Below are 15,302 nucleotides of genomic sequence, written 5' to 3' on the forward strand. Positions count from 1 at the left end.
AGGATTCTCCTCGACGGCCAAACAGGCGAGACCGGGACGGACCGTCAGAGGAACGCGTCGGGAGGAGGTTGAACCCAACCCCCTTTCGTGGACTACGAACATGATCCGCACCATCGCTCTGGCCGTTTCGGCCCTGGCCGTCACCGTCGCCGCCCCCGTTTCCGCCGCCGAACTGCGTGTCAAGGTCGCCGGCAAGTCCAGCGAACAAGTCCGCGCCGACATCGTCAAAGCCGCCAGCAGCGTCTGCTGGGCCGACGTCCGTGGCGAAGCCATGGCCGGCTACCTGTATCCGGCTTGCGTCCGCGCTTCGGTCAACGACGCCCTGGCCAAGATCAGCAACCCGTCGCTGACCGCCGCCAACGGCTCGACCGTCTCGGCCCGCTAAGCCGACCGCGTCTTTCAGTAAGCGTACCAGTAAGCGTATCCAAACCCGGCGCGGCTCAGTCGCGCCGGGTTTTGCTTGTCCGGACCCCGGCCTCGCTCGAGGCTGACACGATAAATATACCCGGATAATATTGACTCTTATTTCGCCCGGGTAAATATGGCGCTCCCTTAGGAGCCAAGCCATGACCCTGCCCGACGAAAAGCGCCCCGCGACCAAGCGCGGCCTCCTCGCCGTCTTCGGAACCTCGACCCTGGACGCCATATCGCCGGTGAGCGGCGGCCTGTCGGGCGCCCGTGTCCATCGCATCGAGGTCGGCGGCGGCGTCTATCTGCTGCGCCTGGACGGCCCGAGCGACGGTCTGCGCGATCCCGTTCGCAGCCACGCCTGCATGCGGATCGCCGCCCAGGCCGGCGTCGCGCCCCGCGTGCTGCACGCCGACGACGAGGCCGGGGTGGTCATTACCGACTTCGTCGCCGCCCGGCCGCCGTCCGGATCGCGCGCCGAGCTGATCGCCCAGCTGGGCCGGATGGTCCGGGCCCTGCACGACACGCCCGCCTTCCCGCCCCTGGTCGACTATCTGGACGGCCTGGAGCGGTTGACGGACCAGGCCGTGACCTCCGGCCTGCCCTCGCCCAGGACCATCGCCCAGGCCCGCGCCGTGCAGGCGGCGCTGTCGGCCGCCTACAGGCCGCTGACGCCGGACCTGGTGTCCAGCCACAACGACCTCAATCCAGGCAATATCGTCCATGACGGCGAGAGGCCGTGGCTGGTCGACTGGGACGCGGCCTTCCTGGCCGACCGCTATGTCGACCTGGCCGCCCTGGCCAATGTCTATGGCCGCGAGCCGGCCGATGAGGCGGCGCTGCTGGCGGCCTATTTCTCGGTCCCAGCGCGCGAGGATCAGCAAGCGCGGCTCTATCTGGCCCGCCAGATCAGCCACCTCTTCCACGCCATGGCGTTCCTGAACCTCTGCGCCGCCGAGCGCCCCCACGCCCGGCTGGCCGATCCGCCGGCCGACACGCGCTCGCTGGCCCAACTCCACGCCGCCCTGGGCTTGGGCGAGCCCGTGCTGAACACCTGGAACGGCCGCGTCGCCTACGGCCTGGCGCACCTGGCCGAAGCCCTCGCCGGCGTCGCCAGTCCCTGCTTCGCCGAGGCCACCCGGCTGGCGCGGTAGCAGCGCAGGACTTCAGACGCAGAAAAGCCCGCGAAGATCGCTCTTCGCGGGCTTTTCGGTATTCGATCGTGATCGACGCTTAGGCGGCGATCGCGGCGGCCTTGGCCTTCGCCTTGACCTGGGCCTTGATCTTCAGGGCGCGCGGCGACAGCTGCTCGTCCTTGGCGCCCAGCAGGAACACGTCCAGGCCGCCCTTGAAGTCCAGGGTGCGCAGGGCGGCGTTGCTGATACGCAGCTTGAAGGTCTGACCCAGCGAGTCCGAGGCCAGCGTGGCCGGCGACAGGGCCGGCAGGAAGCGGCGCTTGGTCTTGATGTTCGAGTGGCTCACATTGTGGCCAACCATCGGACCGATACCGGTGAGTTCGCAGCGGCGCGACATGGGACTACCTTGGCTGGGCGAAACCCGAAGGCTCCGCGGCATGAATTTCGGGGCGCGAAGGGCGAGCCGCCGCGCGAGAGCGGGCGATATAGGCGAAGGGGGCTTGCCGAGTCAAGGCTGGAAGCCCCGCGCCAGGTGACTGGCGCCTCAAGACCGCCTTCAACCGCAGTTCATCTGGCGCTTTATATAGGGATGTCCATGAAGGAACCCACACGCATGCGTCTGATCGCCCTCGCCCTGACCGCCGCCGGCGCCGCCTTGGCCGCCAGCGCGAGCCTCGCCGCCGCCCCGGCCGCGACGACGATTCTCCCCGGCCATTGGGAATACAGCTATCGGATCGGCCCGATCCCGGCCGGCGACGAGTCGCGCTGCCTCAAACAGGCCGACGTCGAGCAGTTCGCCAAGGGCATCTGCACGCGCAAATACACCTGCGACTACGAGACCCGCGTGGTGAAGGACGGCAAGATCAGCCTGAAGGGCACCTGGACCGACAAGAAGGGCCGCGTCGCTCCGGTGACCGCGACGGGCGGCTATACCCCCGAGAGCTTCCGGATGGACATCAAGCTGAAGACCGTCAACGGCCTGCCCCTGGCCGGGGTGATGGACGCCAAGCGGGTCAGCGCCACGTGCCCGGCCGACGCCAAGTGACGCCAAGCTTGGCCGGCCATCGCGGAACCGTTTGTGGTTAATCCGAATTAAGATACAATAGCTTGTAGGGAACAAAGGCCGAATTCGCGAACGTCGCCGATTCGGTCCTGATTCGTTTCGCCCCTGTTCGCGAGTCTCGCGCGCGGCGTTAACGGGGGTGTTCCCGTCTTCTCCATGCATGTGTCATCCCGGCCGAGCGCGAAGCGCGCCGAGCCGGGACCGCCGGAAGCTCCGAGCTTGTTTCGGTCCCGGGTCTGCGCTGCGCTTCGCCCGGGATGACAACCAATCAGCTTTTAAAACCCCCGCGGCGGGGCCACCGAGAATTCCAAGTCGAACAGGGTCGGGACCTCGCTGGTTCGCGCCCGCTCGATCGTCAGCAGCTGGGCCTTGGTGTTGGTCCCGCCCGGAGCCGAGAAGCCGCCCATGCCCCCGGACGCCGCCAGCACCCGATGGCACGGCACCACGATCGGCCAGGGGTTCTCGCCCAGGGCCTTGCCGACGGCCCGCGCGGCGCCGGGATCGCCCAGCGCCCTGGCCACCTCTCCATAGGTCGAGGTCTCGCCCGGACCGATGGCGCGGGCGATGGCGTAGACCCGGCGATTGAAGTCCTGGACCTCGCCCAGATCCAGCGCGATGTCGGTCAGGTCGTCGCGGCCGCCGGCCAGCAGGTCGCGCACCCGCTCGATCAGCCGTTCGATCTCGGGCGTCGGCGGCGCCTCGACGGCGTCGGGAAAGCGCTTGCGCAGCCTGGCCCAGGCGGCGCCGGGTCCGGCCTCGGGCAATTGCATGCCGATCAGGCCGACATCGCCCCAGGCGACGCCGCAACGGCCGATCACGGTGTCGAAGAGTGCGAAAGACCGTCCCTGCATGGCTCATTTATAGCATCGCGGTTGCGGCTTTCGAGCGGCGCCCTACGATTTCCGTTTCTTGCTGTCGGGGATCACCACCATGCGCCACATCGCCATCGCCGCCTTGCTGGCCGCGACCAGTCTCTCCTCGGCGCACGCCGGCGACATCCTGATCTACGGCGGGCCGATCCACACCGGGGTCGACAAGGCCCCGCAGGCGCAGGCCGTGCTGATCCGCGACCAGACCATCCTGTTCGTCGGCGACCTGGCCGGCGCGAAGGCCAAGGCCGCCAAGGACGCCCGTGACATCGACCTGAAGGGCGCGACCGCCTTCCCGGGCTTCGTCGACGCCCACGCGCACCTGACCGGCATCGGCCTGCGCGAGCTGACCCTGAATCTGGACAAGACCGCCTCGGTCGCCGAACTGGTCGCCACGGTGAAGGCCTATGCCGCCGCACACCCCGAGGGCGCGATCTATGGCCGGGGCTGGATCGAGACCCACTGGCCCGAGAAGCGCTTTCCCAACAAGGCCGACCTCGACGCCGCCGCGCCGGGCCGGATCATCGTGCTGGGCCGCTCGGACGGCCACGCCTCGGTCGCCTCCAGCGCCGCCCTGGCCAAGGCGGGCGTCACCGCCGCCACACTCGCCCCGACCGGCGGCCAGATCCTGAAAGGCGCCGACGGCCAGCCCGACGGCATGCTGATCGACCATGCCCAGGCCCTGGTGAAGGACGTCATCCCGCCGCCCTCCGACGCCATCAAGCGCCAGGCCCTGGAAAAGGCCGGCCAGCTCTATGCCTCGCGCGGCTGGACGGGCCTGGGAAACATGAGCGTCGACGCAGGCGACCTGAAGCTGCTGACCGCCCTGGCGGCCGAGAAGAAGTTCAGCCTGCGCGTCGACAACTACATGGACCCCAGCGGCGCGGCCGAGGTGCTGGCCAAGGGTCCGTTCGAGGACGCCACCGGCCTGATCCGCACGCGTGGGATCAAGCTCTATATGGACGGAGCCCTGGGCTCGCGTGGTGCGGCGCTGCTGGAGCCCTATAGCGACGCCGAGGGCCTGGGCCTGCAGCTGACCGAGCGCGACAAGGGCCTGGCGCTGATGAAGCAGGCCAAGGCGGTGAAGGCCCAGGTGGCGATGCACGCCATCGGCGATCGCGGCAACCGCATGGTTCTGGACTGGTTCGGGGAGACGCTCGCCGGCGACACCACCGCCCGCTGGCGCATCGAGCACGCCCAGATCGTCTCCGACGCCGACCTGCCGCGCTTCAACAAGCTCGGCGTCATCGCCTCGATGCAGCCCAGCCACGCGATCGGCGACCTCTATTTCGCCCCCGCCCGCCTGGGCCAGGCGCGGCTGCACGAGGGCTATCGCTGGAAGGACATGCTGGACAGCGGCGCGGTCGTCGCGGCGGGTTCCGATGCTCCGGTCGAGGTCGGCGATCCGCGCATCGAGTTCTACGCCGCCGTCTATCGCCACAGCCTGGACGGCTTCGCCAACGCAGACTGGCACCTGGAAGAGGCCGTCAGCCGCCAGCAAGCCCTGAAGATGCTGACCTCGGCTCCGGCCTACGCCGCCTTCGCCGAGACCCGGCGCGGCACGCTGGAGGCCGGCAAGAGGGCCGACGTCACCGTGTTCAGCAAGGACCTGATGACGGTGGCTCCGGCCGAGATCCTGACGGCGCAGACGGTGCTGACGGTGGTGGACGGCGTGGTGGTGTTCGAGCGCCCCTAGCCCGCGCGGCCCTTGCCGCTGAGCTCGGCGCCGGCGTCTTGGTCGAAGCGGCGGTTCCAGCTCGTCGCCGAGGCCGAGATCGCCGTGACGATCAGGAAGGCCAGGCTAAAGTCCGAAAGCTTGGGCGAGGCATGGCCGCCGGCCAGCATGCCGACATGCAGCGCGCCGGCCCCGACGCAGATGCCCATCGACAGCATCAGCTGCTGGAAGGTGGCGTAGAAGCTGGTGGCCGCGCTCATCCGCTCGGGCGGGATTTCGTCGTAGGCGATGGTGTTGTAGGCGGTGAACTGGAACGACATGAAGAAGCCGCTCGTCATCAGGGTCAAGAAGATCAGCGGCGTCGGCCAGCCGGGCCGAAAGAAGCCGCACACCGCATAGCCGGCGCTGGCGGCCAAGCCCGCGACGATCATGCTGGCGCGGAAGCCGAAGCGCTTGAGGATGCGCGGCGCCAGGCCCTTCATGGCCAGCGAGCCGATGGCCCCGGCGATGGTGATCGTGCCGCTGGCGGCGGCGGTCATGCCAAAGCCCAGCTGCAGCATCAGCGGCAGCAGGAACGGCTGGGCGCCCTGGGTGATGCGGGTCAGCGAACCGCCGATCACCGACAGCCGGAACGACGTCACGCGCATCAGCGAGAGATCGAGGATTGGCGCCTCGCGCCGGCGGGCGTGGCGGACATAGAGCGCGCCGGCGACCAGGCCGACGACGATCAGGGCCAGGGCCTGGGGCAGCTCGCCCGTCCGGCTGGTCATCTCGAAGCCGAACAGCAGGCAGCCCAGCGACACGCCCGACAGCAGGAAGCCGACCAGATCGGCGCGGGCGGGCTTTTCGCCGCGCACCTCGTCGATGAACAGGCTGACCAGGGCCACGCCCAAGAGGCCGATCGGTATGTTCAGGTAGAAGATCCAGCGCCAGTCCAGATAGGTGACGATGAAGCCGCCGATCGGCGGACCCAGGATCGGGCCGATCAGGGCGGGCATGATCAGCCAGGAGGTCGCCGAGACCATGTCCTGCCGCGACACCGACCGCAGCAGCACCAGCCGCCCGATCGGGATCATCATCGCCCCGCCCATGCCCTGCAGGAAGCGGGCGGCCATCAGGAACGGCAGGCTGCCCGCCACACTGCACAGGATGGAGCCGGCCATGAAGATCAGGATGGCCAGGCGGAAGACGGTCTTGGAGCCGAAGCGGTCGGCGAGGCGACCGCTAGCCGGAATGAAGATCGCCAGCGCCAGCAGATAGGAGGTCAGGGCCGAGCTCAGGCTCGGGGCCGGCACGCCGAAGTCGCGCGCCATGGTCGGCAGGGCGGTGGCCAGTACGGTGGCGTCCATCTGCTCCATGAACAGAGCGCAGGCGATGATCAGGGCCACCACGCGATAGGACCGCGTCTTGGGGTGATGGTCCTCTCCGGGCGGGCCGGGCGCGACGGTCACGCCGTCGGCGGCCGGTACGATGCCGTCGCGGATCTCGGAATTGATCGACGCCAGACCGCGCCGTCTCAGCCTCACCATCCTAGCGCGCGGCCGGATCGGGGTGACGGGAGAACGGCAGACGGGTGTTCAGGCACAGGCTTTACTCGACAAGCGACGGCGTTTCCCCAGCGTCACATAGGCTCCGCCTCGCCCTCTCGATAGGGGGCTAGGCGGATTTCCGTCGTCCGCCTATCCGGCCTCGGCCGGAGTCAGGGCGATGTCGACCATGATCTCGCCCGAGATGGCCTCCAGCGCCGCCTGGACCGCGGCCGCCTTCAGGGCGGGCGGCAGGCGCAGGCGGGCCTCCATGTGGAACAGCGGCGCGCCGGAGTGCGGCTCGACGCTGAGACGGCTCTCGAAGGTCTCGATATTGGCGTCCAGGTCGCTCAGCGCTTTGGTCACCTGGTGCACGATGCCGGGACGGTCCTGGCCGACCAGGCTGAAGTCGACCGCGTCGCCCGCGACGCCGGCGACTTCGATGGCCGGCGCGATGCGCACCTCCAGGCCTTGCGCGTCGACTTCCTGGACAGCGGCGCGCAGCCGTTCGACGCCGTCGGCTTCCAGCTCGACCAGCACCGAGCCGACATAGAGCCCGCCCAGCCGGCTGAGATGGCTCTCCAGCCAGTTGCCGCCGGCCGACAGCACCGCGCGGGCCAGGGCCTGGGTCAGGCCGGGGCGGTCGCTGCCGATGACGCTCAGGATCAAGGTGGTCATGGTCGGGTCTCAAGATCGACGGAGGCGTGGGAGGGGGCCACGGCCGTCGGGCGCAGTCAACGGTGGCCTGGAGAGACCTTCCGCGCGTTACCTGTCTTGCCTCCCACCGATTCCCGCACCACGTTGAAACCATGAGCGACCGTTCAGCCGGCCTGGCGCCTTCCAAGCTCACCGCGGTCCTGGGCCCGACCAACACCGGCAAGACCCACCTGGCCGTCGAGCGGATGCTGGGCCACGCCTCGGGCATGATCGGCCTGCCGCTGCGCTTGCTGGCCCGCGAGATCTACGACCGCATCGTCAAGCTGCGCGGCAAGGCCAGCGTCGCACTGATCACCGGCGAGGAGAAGATCACCCCGCCGCGCGCCAGCTATTTCGTCTGCACGGTCGAGGCCATGCCGCTGGGCCGCGAGGTCGACTTCCTGGCCATCGACGAGATCCAGCTGTGCGCCGATCCCGAGCGCGGCCACATCTTCACCCACCGACTGCTGCACGCCCGGGGCAAGTTCGAGACCATGCTGCTGGGGGCCGGGACCATGGCCCCGCTGGTGCGCCGCCTGCTGCCCGACGCCGAGATCGTGTCGCGCGAGCGGTTCTCCAACCTGTCCTATGCCGGCTCCAAGAAGCTGACCCGCCTGCCCCGGCGCAGCGCCGTCGTGGCCTTCTCCACCGACGCCGTCTACGGCATCGCCGAGCTGATCCGGAGACAAAGGGGTGGCGCGGCCGTGGTCATGGGCTCGCTCAGCCCCCGGACCCGCAACGCCCAGGTGGCCCTCTATCAGTCCGGCGAGGTCGACTTCCTGGTGGCCACCGACGCCATCGGCATGGGCCTGAACATGGACGTCGACCACGTGGCCTTCGCGGGCCTGCGCAAGTTCGACGGCGTGCGCACCCGCTGGCTACACGCCCAGGAGGTGGGCCAGATCGCCGGCCGCGCTGGGCGCTACACCCGCGACGGCACCTTTGGCGTGACCGGCGACTGCGAGGAGATGGACGAGGATCTGGTCGAGAGCGTGGTCAACCACCAGTTCGAGCCGATCATCGCCGCCGAGTGGCGCAACGCCCGCCTGGATTTCGGCTCGCTGCCGCTGCTGTTGAAGTCGCTTGCCCAAGGTCCCGGCCGCGCGGGCCTAACCCTGTCGAACGAGGTGCTGGACGAGCGCACCCTGCGCAAGCTGTCCCAGCACGACGACGTCATCGCCCGCTGCAAGGCCGACCGCTCGGCCCTGATCCGGCTGTGGGACGTGTGCCAGACGCCGGACTTCCGCAAGACCACCGACGACGACCACCAGCGCATGGTCAAGACGCTGTTCGACGACCTGACGACGGGCAAGAAGCGGCTGCCGGAGGACTGGATCAACAGCCAGTTCAAGGCGCTGGACCGCACGGACGGCGAGATCGACAGCCTGGCCGGCCGCTTGTCGGGCGTGCGGACCTTGTCCTACATCGCCAACCGCCCAGACTGGCTGGCCAATCCCGCCCACTGGCAGGGCCTGACCCGTCAGCTGGAAGACCGGATCAGCGACACCCTGCACGAAAAGCTGATGGCCCGGTTCATCGACCGGCGCACCAGCGTGCTGATGCGCCAGCTGGGCGAGCGCGAGACCATGCTGGCCGGCGTGGGCCAGGACGGCGCCGTGACCGTCGAGGGCCATGTCGTGGGCCATCTGGCCGGCGTCACCTTCACCCCGGAAAAGGGCGCCAGCGCGCTGGAGGAAAAAGCCCTGCGCAACGCCGCCGTCCGCGCCGTGGGTCCCGAGATCGCCAAGCGCCTGGGCGCCTTGGCCGGCGAGGCCGACGACGCCTTCGCGCTGAGCCCCGACAGCGCGATCCTGTGGCGCGGCGAGATCGCCGGGGTCGTCCGGCCCGGACTGCCGCTGCTAGCGCCCCGCGCCCGGCTGCTGGGCGATCTGGGTCCCGCCGCCGTGCGTGAACGGGCCGAGCGGCGGCTGGACGCCTTCCTGGCCGCCGAGGTCGACCGCAAGCTGGCGCCCTTGCGCAAGCTGGAGCGCGCCCTGGCCGGCGGCGAACTCAAGGGCCTGCCGCGCGGCTTGGCCCACCGTCTGCTGGAAGCCGGCGGGGTGCTGGACAAGCGGCCGTTGGATCCGGAGCTGAAGGCTCTCAGTCAGGCGGAGCGGCGCACGCTGAAATCGCTGGGCGTGCGCATCGGCGCGTTCAGCCTGTTCCTGCCCGCCGTGATCCGGCCCGAGGCCATCGCCTGCGCCCGTGCGCTGAGCCCCGGCGGCTGGCGCGGCGACCTGGCCAAGCTGGCGCCCCTGCCCAAGCCCGCGCCGTCGGTGCGCGACCTGGCCGCCAGCGGCCTGCGAGCGGTGGCGGGCTTCACGGTCCCGGTCGAGGCGCTGGAGAAGCTCGACGACCTGCTGCGCGCCGAACAGAAGCCTGGCGGCGTGGTGCTCAGCGACGCGGCTCTGACCAGCCTGGACTGGACGGCGGCCCAGGGCTCGGCCGTGCTGCGGGCGCTCGACTATACCCCCGCCATCCGGCCCAAGTCTGACGCGCCGATCATCTGGAAACGGCGAGGCGCGGCCAAGCTGGAGCAGAAGCCTGTTCAGGCCCGTCCGGACTCGCCCTTCGCCGCCTTGGCCAAGCTCACCGAGCCGCCCCCACGTCGCAAGAAGCCGCGTCGGCGCAAACCCGCCACCCAGAAAGCCGCCTCGTGAGCGAGGGGGCCGACGACGCCTGCCGCGCCGACGTCTGGCTGTGGCGCGCGCGGTTCTTCAAGACACGGTCGCTGGCCTGCCGGTTCGTCGAGGAAGGCCGGATCCGCCTGACGCGCGGCGGGGTCGAGAGCCGGGTCGACAAGCCGTCGCGGTCGCTGAAGGCGGGGGATGTGCTGGTGTTCGGCCTAGGCGGGCGAGTGATCGCGGTGCGGGTGCTGGGGTCGGGGGAGCGGCGCGGGCCGGCGAGCGAGGCGCGGGAGCTGTATGAGGCGGTGGAATAGGCCGTAGATTCTCCCCCTTTGGGGGAGGTGGCCCGGAGGGCCGGAGGGGGTCCTCTCCGGCCTATCCAGTTGAAGACCCCCTCAGTCGCTCCGCGACAGCTCCCCCAGAGGGGGAGCATCTAGTAAAACTCAGCTCTTAAACCCCGCCAAGAACCCCGGAACCTCCGCCGCCGGCATCGGCCGGCCAAAGTGATACCCCTGCACCTGGTCGCACCCGTACCCGATCAGCTTCTCCAGCTGTTCGGCGTCCTCGACGCCCTCGGCCACCACCTTCATGCCCATCGATGACCCCAGGGTGATCACCGCTTTCACGATGGCCTCGTCCTCGGCGTTCTGGACGAAGGACTTGTCGATCTTCAGGCGGTCGATCGGGAACTGGCGCAGGTTGGCCAGGCTGGCGTAGCCGGTGCCGAAGTCGTCCAGCGCGATCATCACCCCGGCGTCGTGCAGCCGCTTGACGGTCTCGCTGACCAGGTCCGAGCCCCAGCCCATATAGACGTTCTCGGTGACCTCGATGGTCAGGCGATCGCACGGCACGTTCCAGCGGGCCAGGCGCTCCTGCACCTCTTCGGCCAGGCGGCCGCTGCGGAACTGGGCGGCGGAGATGTTGACGGCCACCCGGCCGAACTCGACCCCGGTGTCGAGCCAATCGCGCATCTGCTTCAGTGCCGCCTCGAAGGCCACATCGCCCAACTTCAGCGACAGATCCTGGTCCTCGAAGGCCGGCATGAACCGTACGGGCCCGAGCACGCCCTGCTCGGGGTGCGCCCAGCGCATCAGGGCCTCGAAGCCGACCACGCCGCCGCCGGAACAGACGTCGACCACCGGCTGGTAGTGCAGCACGAACTCGCCGGCCTCGATGCCGGCCCGCACGTCGCGCAGCAGCTCGATTCGCTGCTCCAGCTCCGAGCGCATCGACGGCTGGAACAGCACGCTGCGGTTCCGGCCCGCGTCCTTGGCGCGGTAGAGGGCGATGTCGGCGTTCTTGATCATGTGCGCGGGATCCGCATCGGGATCACCGTGCAGGGCTGCGCCGATGCTGGCGCTGCAGGTGAAGCTGCGGCCGCCGTGCTCGATCGGACGGCGCAAAAGGTCCTGCAGCGTGCGGATCGGGCGCAGCATGTCGGCCTCGCCGTGCAGGCCGCGCAGGATCACCGCGAACTCGTCGCCGCCCAGTCGCGCCACGGTGTCGTCGGCGCGGAAGGCGTGGCGCAGCATGTCGGCCACGCGCTTGAGCAGGGCGTCGCCGGCGTCGTGGCCCAGGGTGTCGTTGATGTCCTTGAAGTGATCGACGTCGATCATGATCAGGCCGAACATCTCGCCCAGCAGCTCCGAGGCGCTGACCGCCTCCTGGAACCGATGCTGGAAGAAGGCCCGGTTGGGCAGGTCGGTCAGGGTGTCCTTGAAGGCCAGGGTCTCGACGGCTTCCGTCTGGCGGCGGCGGTCGGTGATGTCCTTGAACAGATTGACCAGACGCTCGGGACGGCCGTCGGGCCCGATCAGCACCTTGCTGGCCGACCGCACCCAGGTTTCGATCCCGTCGTCGCGGTTGAGGCGGAACTCATAGACGCCCGTCTCGCCCGGCTTGCGGCCGGCGACCAGGGCCGCGATGCGGTCGCGGTCGTCCAGATGGATGATCTCCAGCGGATCGCTGCTGAAGCGGCACCATTTCTCCAGCTCGGGCGTCGCGCCGGAGAACAGCAGCTCGCGGGTCTTCATGTCGTATTCGCGGACCAGCAGGCCATCCAGCTCCAGCGCCATGCGCAGGCGCTGCTGGTCGCGCTCGGCGCGCAGGGTCGCCTCGGCGTAGCCGGTGACGTCGCGGGCGGTGACCATCACCGCATAGGGCTCGGAGCCCTCGTCGCGGCAGGCGGAGAACTCGGTGCGCCAGATGCGCTGGACGCCGTCGTGGTCGAGCGACGGCAGATAGCGCGAGAAGGCCTCGCCCTCCTCGGCGCACTTCATCAGGCACAGAGTGTCCTCGGCCGCCACCAGGGCGCGGCGCGCGTCGACGCCCGGCTTCAGGTCCGGGGCCAGACCATGGGCGATCCAATCGCGACTCACAGCGAGCAGGCGCAGATCGCGGTCCAGCAAGGCCGCGGCGAACGGCAGCTGACGCACGAACTCGGAGAACGCGGCGGCGCGCGCATCAGCCAAACGGGCGGGCCCGACCGCGGGCTCGTCCGACCGTCTGGCCTCAACGGTCGTCTTGATCATGATGTCGGGTTCTCGACCTTGTTTTCTTTAAGCGTTTCCTCGCTCGAAGAATGACGTTATTTTGGATAAGAAATCATGAGCGACAAGATGACCTGTCGTCGCGCCCCGGCGCCCTGATCGACGCATCTCTGACGGCGCGACCAGAAATCCTGCGCGCCCAGGCGGTCAAGCCGCATTGACAAGCGGGCCCGCGCCTTCGAAAACGCCCGCGCCGAACGCCGTCAGCACCAATCGAGTTCTCGATGACCTACATCGTCACCGACGCCTGCATCAAATGTAAGTTCATGGACTGCGTCGAGGTGTGCCCGGTCGACTGCTTCTATGAAGGCGAGAACTTCCTGGCCATCAATCCGGACGAGTGCATCGATTGCGGCGTCTGCGAGCCCGAGTGCCCGATCGACGCCATAAAGCCCGACACCGAGGACGAACCGGACGGCAAGTGGCTGCGGATCAATTCCGAATACGCCAAGGTCTGGCCGAACATCACGGTCAAGGGCGTGCCGCCCGCCGACCGCGAGGCGTTCGAGCGCGAGACCGGCAAGTTCGAGAAATATTTCAGCGAAAAGCCCGGCAAAGGCTCCTGATCCGCGCGGGTTGGGCCCCGGAATCGGCCGCAACCCTTTCATGAAGCTGAATTTTATGATATTGTCGCAGCCAACGTCACGGTTGCGGCGATCGCAGCTGTGCGTTTTTTGTCGAAGAGCCGTGAAGCCGGCGCGCCCGATCGAAGGCGAAGGGTGTCTTAAAGGTTAATTCCAATCTCTTGTCTGGCTTGGCTCCCGCGCCCCGATTTCGCGGACGATGAGCCGTCGCCAATGGCGGAGATGGAACGACGGTTTTCCGGGCCCCGAGGGCCCGCATTGATGAGGACGAACATGAGCAAGAGCGGTCTGGAATTCTCGGTCGGCGATCACGTCGTCTACCCCGCGCACGGCGTGGGCAGCATCCAGGGCATCGAGACCCAGGAAGTGGCCGGGATGTCGCTCGAAGTCTACGTCATCACCTTCGACCACGAGAAAATGACACTCCGCGTCCCGACCAAGAAGGCCAAGACGGCCGGCCTGCGTCCGCTGGCCGAAGGCAATGTGGTGTCGCAAGCCCTCACCACCCTGAAGGGCCGCGCGCGCGTGAAGCGCACCATGTGGTCGCGTCGCGCCCAGGAATACGAAGCCAAGATCAATTCGGGCGACCTGATCTCGATCGCCGAGGTCGTCCGCGACCTGCACCGCGCCGAGAACCAGCCGGAACAGTCCTATTCGGAGCGCCAGCTCTATGAATCGGCCCTGGACCGCATGGCCCGTGAAGTCGCCGCCATCGAGCGCATCGATCGCGAAGCCGCCATCGGCATCCTGACCAAGTCGCTGGTCAAGACGGCCGCCGCCGCGGCCTGATCCCAGGCTAGACGGACTAAAGATCAGAACGCCCTCCGCCTCACGGCGGGGGGCGTTTTTCTTTGCGCGCGGAAGGTCGAACCGCGTGAATTCCCCCTTCCGCAGGTCATGACGTGATAGGGTGTGATCACGGCGCTGGACGCGCCGACGACGAGTCCCGATCCGCTTGGCGGAACGTCTCGATCGCACCCCGGAAAGGGGCTTCCATGATCCATCGACACGGCCGGCGCTCGCCGGCCTTCTAGCCTCGCATCAAGACGCAGTGCTCGACGCCCGGCGGCTCCGCCCGGGCGAACGTGGGCGCGCGTCCCTTTCCCACGACAAGACGGACGGCCTCCCGAAGACGACGCGCGACGCGCGCGAGCCCAGGGCCATACCGTCCCTGCTCCCGGCCTCCCAACGACATCGGCGCGTTCCAGCGTCCAGGAATACCAGCGTGATCGCATACCTTGTCCTGGTTCACCGCTATCCCGAGCAGTTCAAGCGCCTGTTCCGCGCCATCCACGCCCCTGAGAACCACTATGTCATCCACGTGGACAAGAACTCCGGGCCGGCGCTGCGGGCCGAGATCGCCGACTTCCTGTCGGCCTATCCGAACGCCGCCCTGCTGGAGAGCCGCAAGGCGCTGTGGGGCGGCTACAGCCTAGTCGACGCCGAACTGCGTGGCATGGCCAAGCTGCTGGAGATGGGCGCGACCTGGGAGTTCTTCATTAATCTCAGCGGCCAGGACTTCCCGCTGAAGAGCCAGGCGGCGATCACCGCCTTCCTGACGCGCCATCGCGGCCAGGAGTTCATCAAGACGGCCGACCAAGCCCTGGCGCGCCCCGACACCATGCACCGCGTGCGCAAATACGTGGTCGAGCTGAGCGCCCGCATCCTGCGCACCCCGATCAACCGACGCTTCCCGCGCGGCGCCACGCCCTTCATCGGCAATCAGTGGATGATCGTCAGCCGCGCCTTCTGCCAGTTCGTCTGCCATGACCGGGCGGCCGATCGGTTCAAGGCCTTCTATCGCAACACCCTGATCGCCGACGAAGGCTTCTTCCAGACGGTGATGATGAACAGCGACGTCCACGGCCGCGTTGTCGACGACGACCTGCGGACGATCGACTGGGTGCCCGACGGCGACGTCAAGCTGCGCCCCCGAACCTTCACCATGGCCGACGCCGCGCGCCTGACGGCCAGCCCCGACCTCTTCGCCCGCAAGTTCGACGCGGACGTCGACGCCGACATCCTCACCCTGCTGGAATCCCGCCTGCGCGACGCTGACCTGCCTGCGCTCCGCGATGTCGGCCCCGCCGACGGCAAGGCGCTGGCCGACGTGGTGCTCGAGGGCGCCTGAAGGCGCGAGAGGGGGACTTGGCGCCCCCTCGACAGCCT

General features: G+C 68.6%; 14 protein-coding genes. 9 read left to right on the forward strand and 5 right to left on the reverse strand.

The annotated features are described in order from the left end of the window. Positions 1-100: 100 nt before the first annotated feature. Both AC1RUS_RS11075 and AC1RUS_RS11080 read left to right on the forward strand, forming a co-directional pair. Positions 101-385 carry a hypothetical protein gene (locus AC1RUS_RS11075; protein WP_492915951.1) on the forward strand — a complete coding sequence of 95 codons (285 nt, stop codon included), beginning with the start codon at positions 101-103 and terminating at the stop codon, positions 383-385. A 181-nt stretch (positions 386-566) separates the two neighbouring features. Continuing rightward, on the forward strand, positions 567-1,562 hold the full coding sequence (locus tag AC1RUS_RS11080; RefSeq protein WP_492915953.1) for a phosphotransferase: 996 nt from the start codon (positions 567-569) through the stop codon (positions 1,560-1,562). Between the two features lie 79 nt (positions 1,563-1,641). On the opposite strand, the gene rpmB is transcribed toward AC1RUS_RS11080, so the two are convergent. Beyond that, a complete protein-coding gene (rpmB, locus tag AC1RUS_RS11085; RefSeq protein WP_492915955.1) occupies positions 1,642-1,941 on the reverse strand; it encodes a 50S ribosomal protein L28 in 300 nt (99 codons plus the stop codon). Between the two features lie 216 nt (positions 1,942-2,157). Here rpmB and AC1RUS_RS11090 point away from each other — a divergent pair, with 216 nt between their 5' ends. Continuing rightward, entirely contained in the window at positions 2,158-2,589 is a 432-nt protein-coding gene (locus AC1RUS_RS11090) for a DUF3617 domain-containing protein (protein WP_492915957.1), read from the forward strand. Positions 2,590-2,882: 293 nt separating this feature from the next. Here AC1RUS_RS11090 and AC1RUS_RS11095 read toward each other — a convergent pair whose 3' ends face one another. Further along, positions 2,883-3,458 carry a methylated-DNA--[protein]-cysteine S-methyltransferase gene (locus tag AC1RUS_RS11095; protein ID WP_492915959.1) on the reverse strand — a complete coding sequence of 192 codons (576 nt, stop codon included), beginning with the start codon at positions 3,456-3,458 and terminating at the stop codon, positions 2,883-2,885. A 79-nt stretch (positions 3,459-3,537) separates the two neighbouring features. Between AC1RUS_RS11095 and AC1RUS_RS11100 the strand changes: the two genes are divergently transcribed. After that, positions 3,538-5,172 carry an amidohydrolase gene (locus tag AC1RUS_RS11100; RefSeq protein WP_492915961.1) on the forward strand — a complete coding sequence of 545 codons (1,635 nt, stop codon included), beginning with the start codon at positions 3,538-3,540 and terminating at the stop codon, positions 5,170-5,172. On the opposite strand, the gene AC1RUS_RS11105 is transcribed toward AC1RUS_RS11100, so the two are convergent. Both AC1RUS_RS11105 and AC1RUS_RS11110 read right to left on the reverse strand, forming a co-directional pair. After that, positions 5,169-6,680: an MFS transporter gene (locus AC1RUS_RS11105; RefSeq protein WP_492915963.1), complete on the reverse strand. Its 1,512-nt coding sequence runs from the start codon at positions 6,678-6,680 to the stop codon at positions 5,169-5,171. The genes AC1RUS_RS11100 and AC1RUS_RS11105 overlap by 4 nt on opposite strands. Before the next feature lie 150 nt (positions 6,681-6,830). After that, positions 6,831-7,355, reverse strand: a complete 525-nt coding sequence (locus AC1RUS_RS11110; protein ID WP_492915966.1) for a glycine cleavage system transcriptional repressor — start codon at positions 7,353-7,355, stop codon at positions 6,831-6,833. Between the two features lie 131 nt (positions 7,356-7,486). Here AC1RUS_RS11110 and AC1RUS_RS11115 point away from each other — a divergent pair, with 131 nt between their 5' ends. Both AC1RUS_RS11115 and AC1RUS_RS11120 read left to right on the forward strand, forming a co-directional pair. Then, positions 7,487-10,033 (forward strand): helicase-related protein, encoded by a 2,547-nt coding sequence (locus AC1RUS_RS11115; RefSeq protein ID WP_492915968.1) that lies wholly within the window; start codon positions 7,487-7,489, stop codon positions 10,031-10,033. Further along, entirely contained in the window at positions 10,030-10,314 is a 285-nt protein-coding gene (locus AC1RUS_RS11120) for an RNA-binding S4 domain-containing protein (RefSeq protein WP_492915970.1), read from the forward strand. Before AC1RUS_RS11115 ends, AC1RUS_RS11120 begins: the two co-directional genes overlap by 4 nt. Positions 10,315-10,443: 129 nt before the next feature. Here the strand turns inward: AC1RUS_RS11120 and AC1RUS_RS11125 are convergent, their stop codons facing one another. After that, positions 10,444-12,531 carry a putative bifunctional diguanylate cyclase/phosphodiesterase gene (locus tag AC1RUS_RS11125; RefSeq protein ID WP_492915972.1) on the reverse strand — a complete coding sequence of 696 codons (2,088 nt, stop codon included), beginning with the start codon at positions 12,529-12,531 and terminating at the stop codon, positions 10,444-10,446. A 242-nt stretch (positions 12,532-12,773) separates the two neighbouring features. Here AC1RUS_RS11125 and fdxA point away from each other — a divergent pair, with 242 nt between their 5' ends. From fdxA to AC1RUS_RS11140, 3 genes are all read left to right on the forward strand, one after another. After that, entirely contained in the window at positions 12,774-13,115 is a 342-nt protein-coding gene (gene fdxA / locus AC1RUS_RS11130) for a ferredoxin FdxA (RefSeq protein WP_492915975.1), read from the forward strand. Between the two features lie 291 nt (positions 13,116-13,406). Continuing rightward, complete coding sequence (locus tag AC1RUS_RS11135; protein WP_035043469.1) at positions 13,407-13,922, forward strand: CarD family transcriptional regulator; 516 nt, start codon at positions 13,407-13,409, stop codon at positions 13,920-13,922. Between the two features lie 436 nt (positions 13,923-14,358). After that, complete coding sequence (locus AC1RUS_RS11140) at positions 14,359-15,264, forward strand: beta-1,6-N-acetylglucosaminyltransferase (RefSeq protein ID WP_492915978.1); 906 nt, start codon at positions 14,359-14,361, stop codon at positions 15,262-15,264. Positions 15,265-15,302: the final 38 nt, after the last annotated feature.

Source organism: Caulobacter sp. GW821-FHT10F06 (genome assembly GCF_058809215.1).

Excerpts from the sequence above, each read along its gene's own strand:
- AC1RUS_RS11075 (WP_492915951.1), top strand. The coding sequence starts at position 101 with ATGATCCGCACCATCGCTCTGGCCGTTTCGGCCCTGGCCGTCACCGTC.
- AC1RUS_RS11080 (WP_492915953.1), top strand. The coding sequence starts at position 567 with ATGACCCTGCCCGACGAAAAGCGCCCCGCGACCAAGCGCGGCCTCCTC.
- rpmB (WP_492915955.1), bottom strand. The coding sequence starts at position 1,941 with ATGTCGCGCCGCTGCGAACTCACCGGTATCGGTCCGATGGTTGGCCAC.
- AC1RUS_RS11090 (WP_492915957.1), top strand. The coding sequence starts at position 2,158 with ATGCGTCTGATCGCCCTCGCCCTGACCGCCGCCGGCGCCGCCTTGGCC.
- AC1RUS_RS11095 (WP_492915959.1), bottom strand. The coding sequence starts at position 3,458 with ATGCAGGGACGGTCTTTCGCACTCTTCGACACCGTGATCGGCCGTTGC.
- AC1RUS_RS11100 (WP_492915961.1), top strand. The coding sequence starts at position 3,538 with ATGCGCCACATCGCCATCGCCGCCTTGCTGGCCGCGACCAGTCTCTCC.
- AC1RUS_RS11105 (WP_492915963.1), bottom strand. The coding sequence starts at position 6,680 with ATGGTGAGGCTGAGACGGCGCGGTCTGGCGTCGATCAATTCCGAGATC.
- AC1RUS_RS11110 (WP_492915966.1), bottom strand. The coding sequence starts at position 7,355 with ATGACCACCTTGATCCTGAGCGTCATCGGCAGCGACCGCCCCGGCCTG.
- AC1RUS_RS11115 (WP_492915968.1), top strand. The coding sequence starts at position 7,487 with ATGAGCGACCGTTCAGCCGGCCTGGCGCCTTCCAAGCTCACCGCGGTC.
- AC1RUS_RS11125 (WP_492915972.1), bottom strand. The coding sequence starts at position 12,531 with ATGATCAAGACGACCGTTGAGGCCAGACGGTCGGACGAGCCCGCGGTC.
- fdxA (WP_492915975.1), top strand. The coding sequence starts at position 12,774 with ATGACCTACATCGTCACCGACGCCTGCATCAAATGTAAGTTCATGGAC.
- AC1RUS_RS11135 (WP_035043469.1), top strand. The coding sequence starts at position 13,407 with ATGAGCAAGAGCGGTCTGGAATTCTCGGTCGGCGATCACGTCGTCTAC.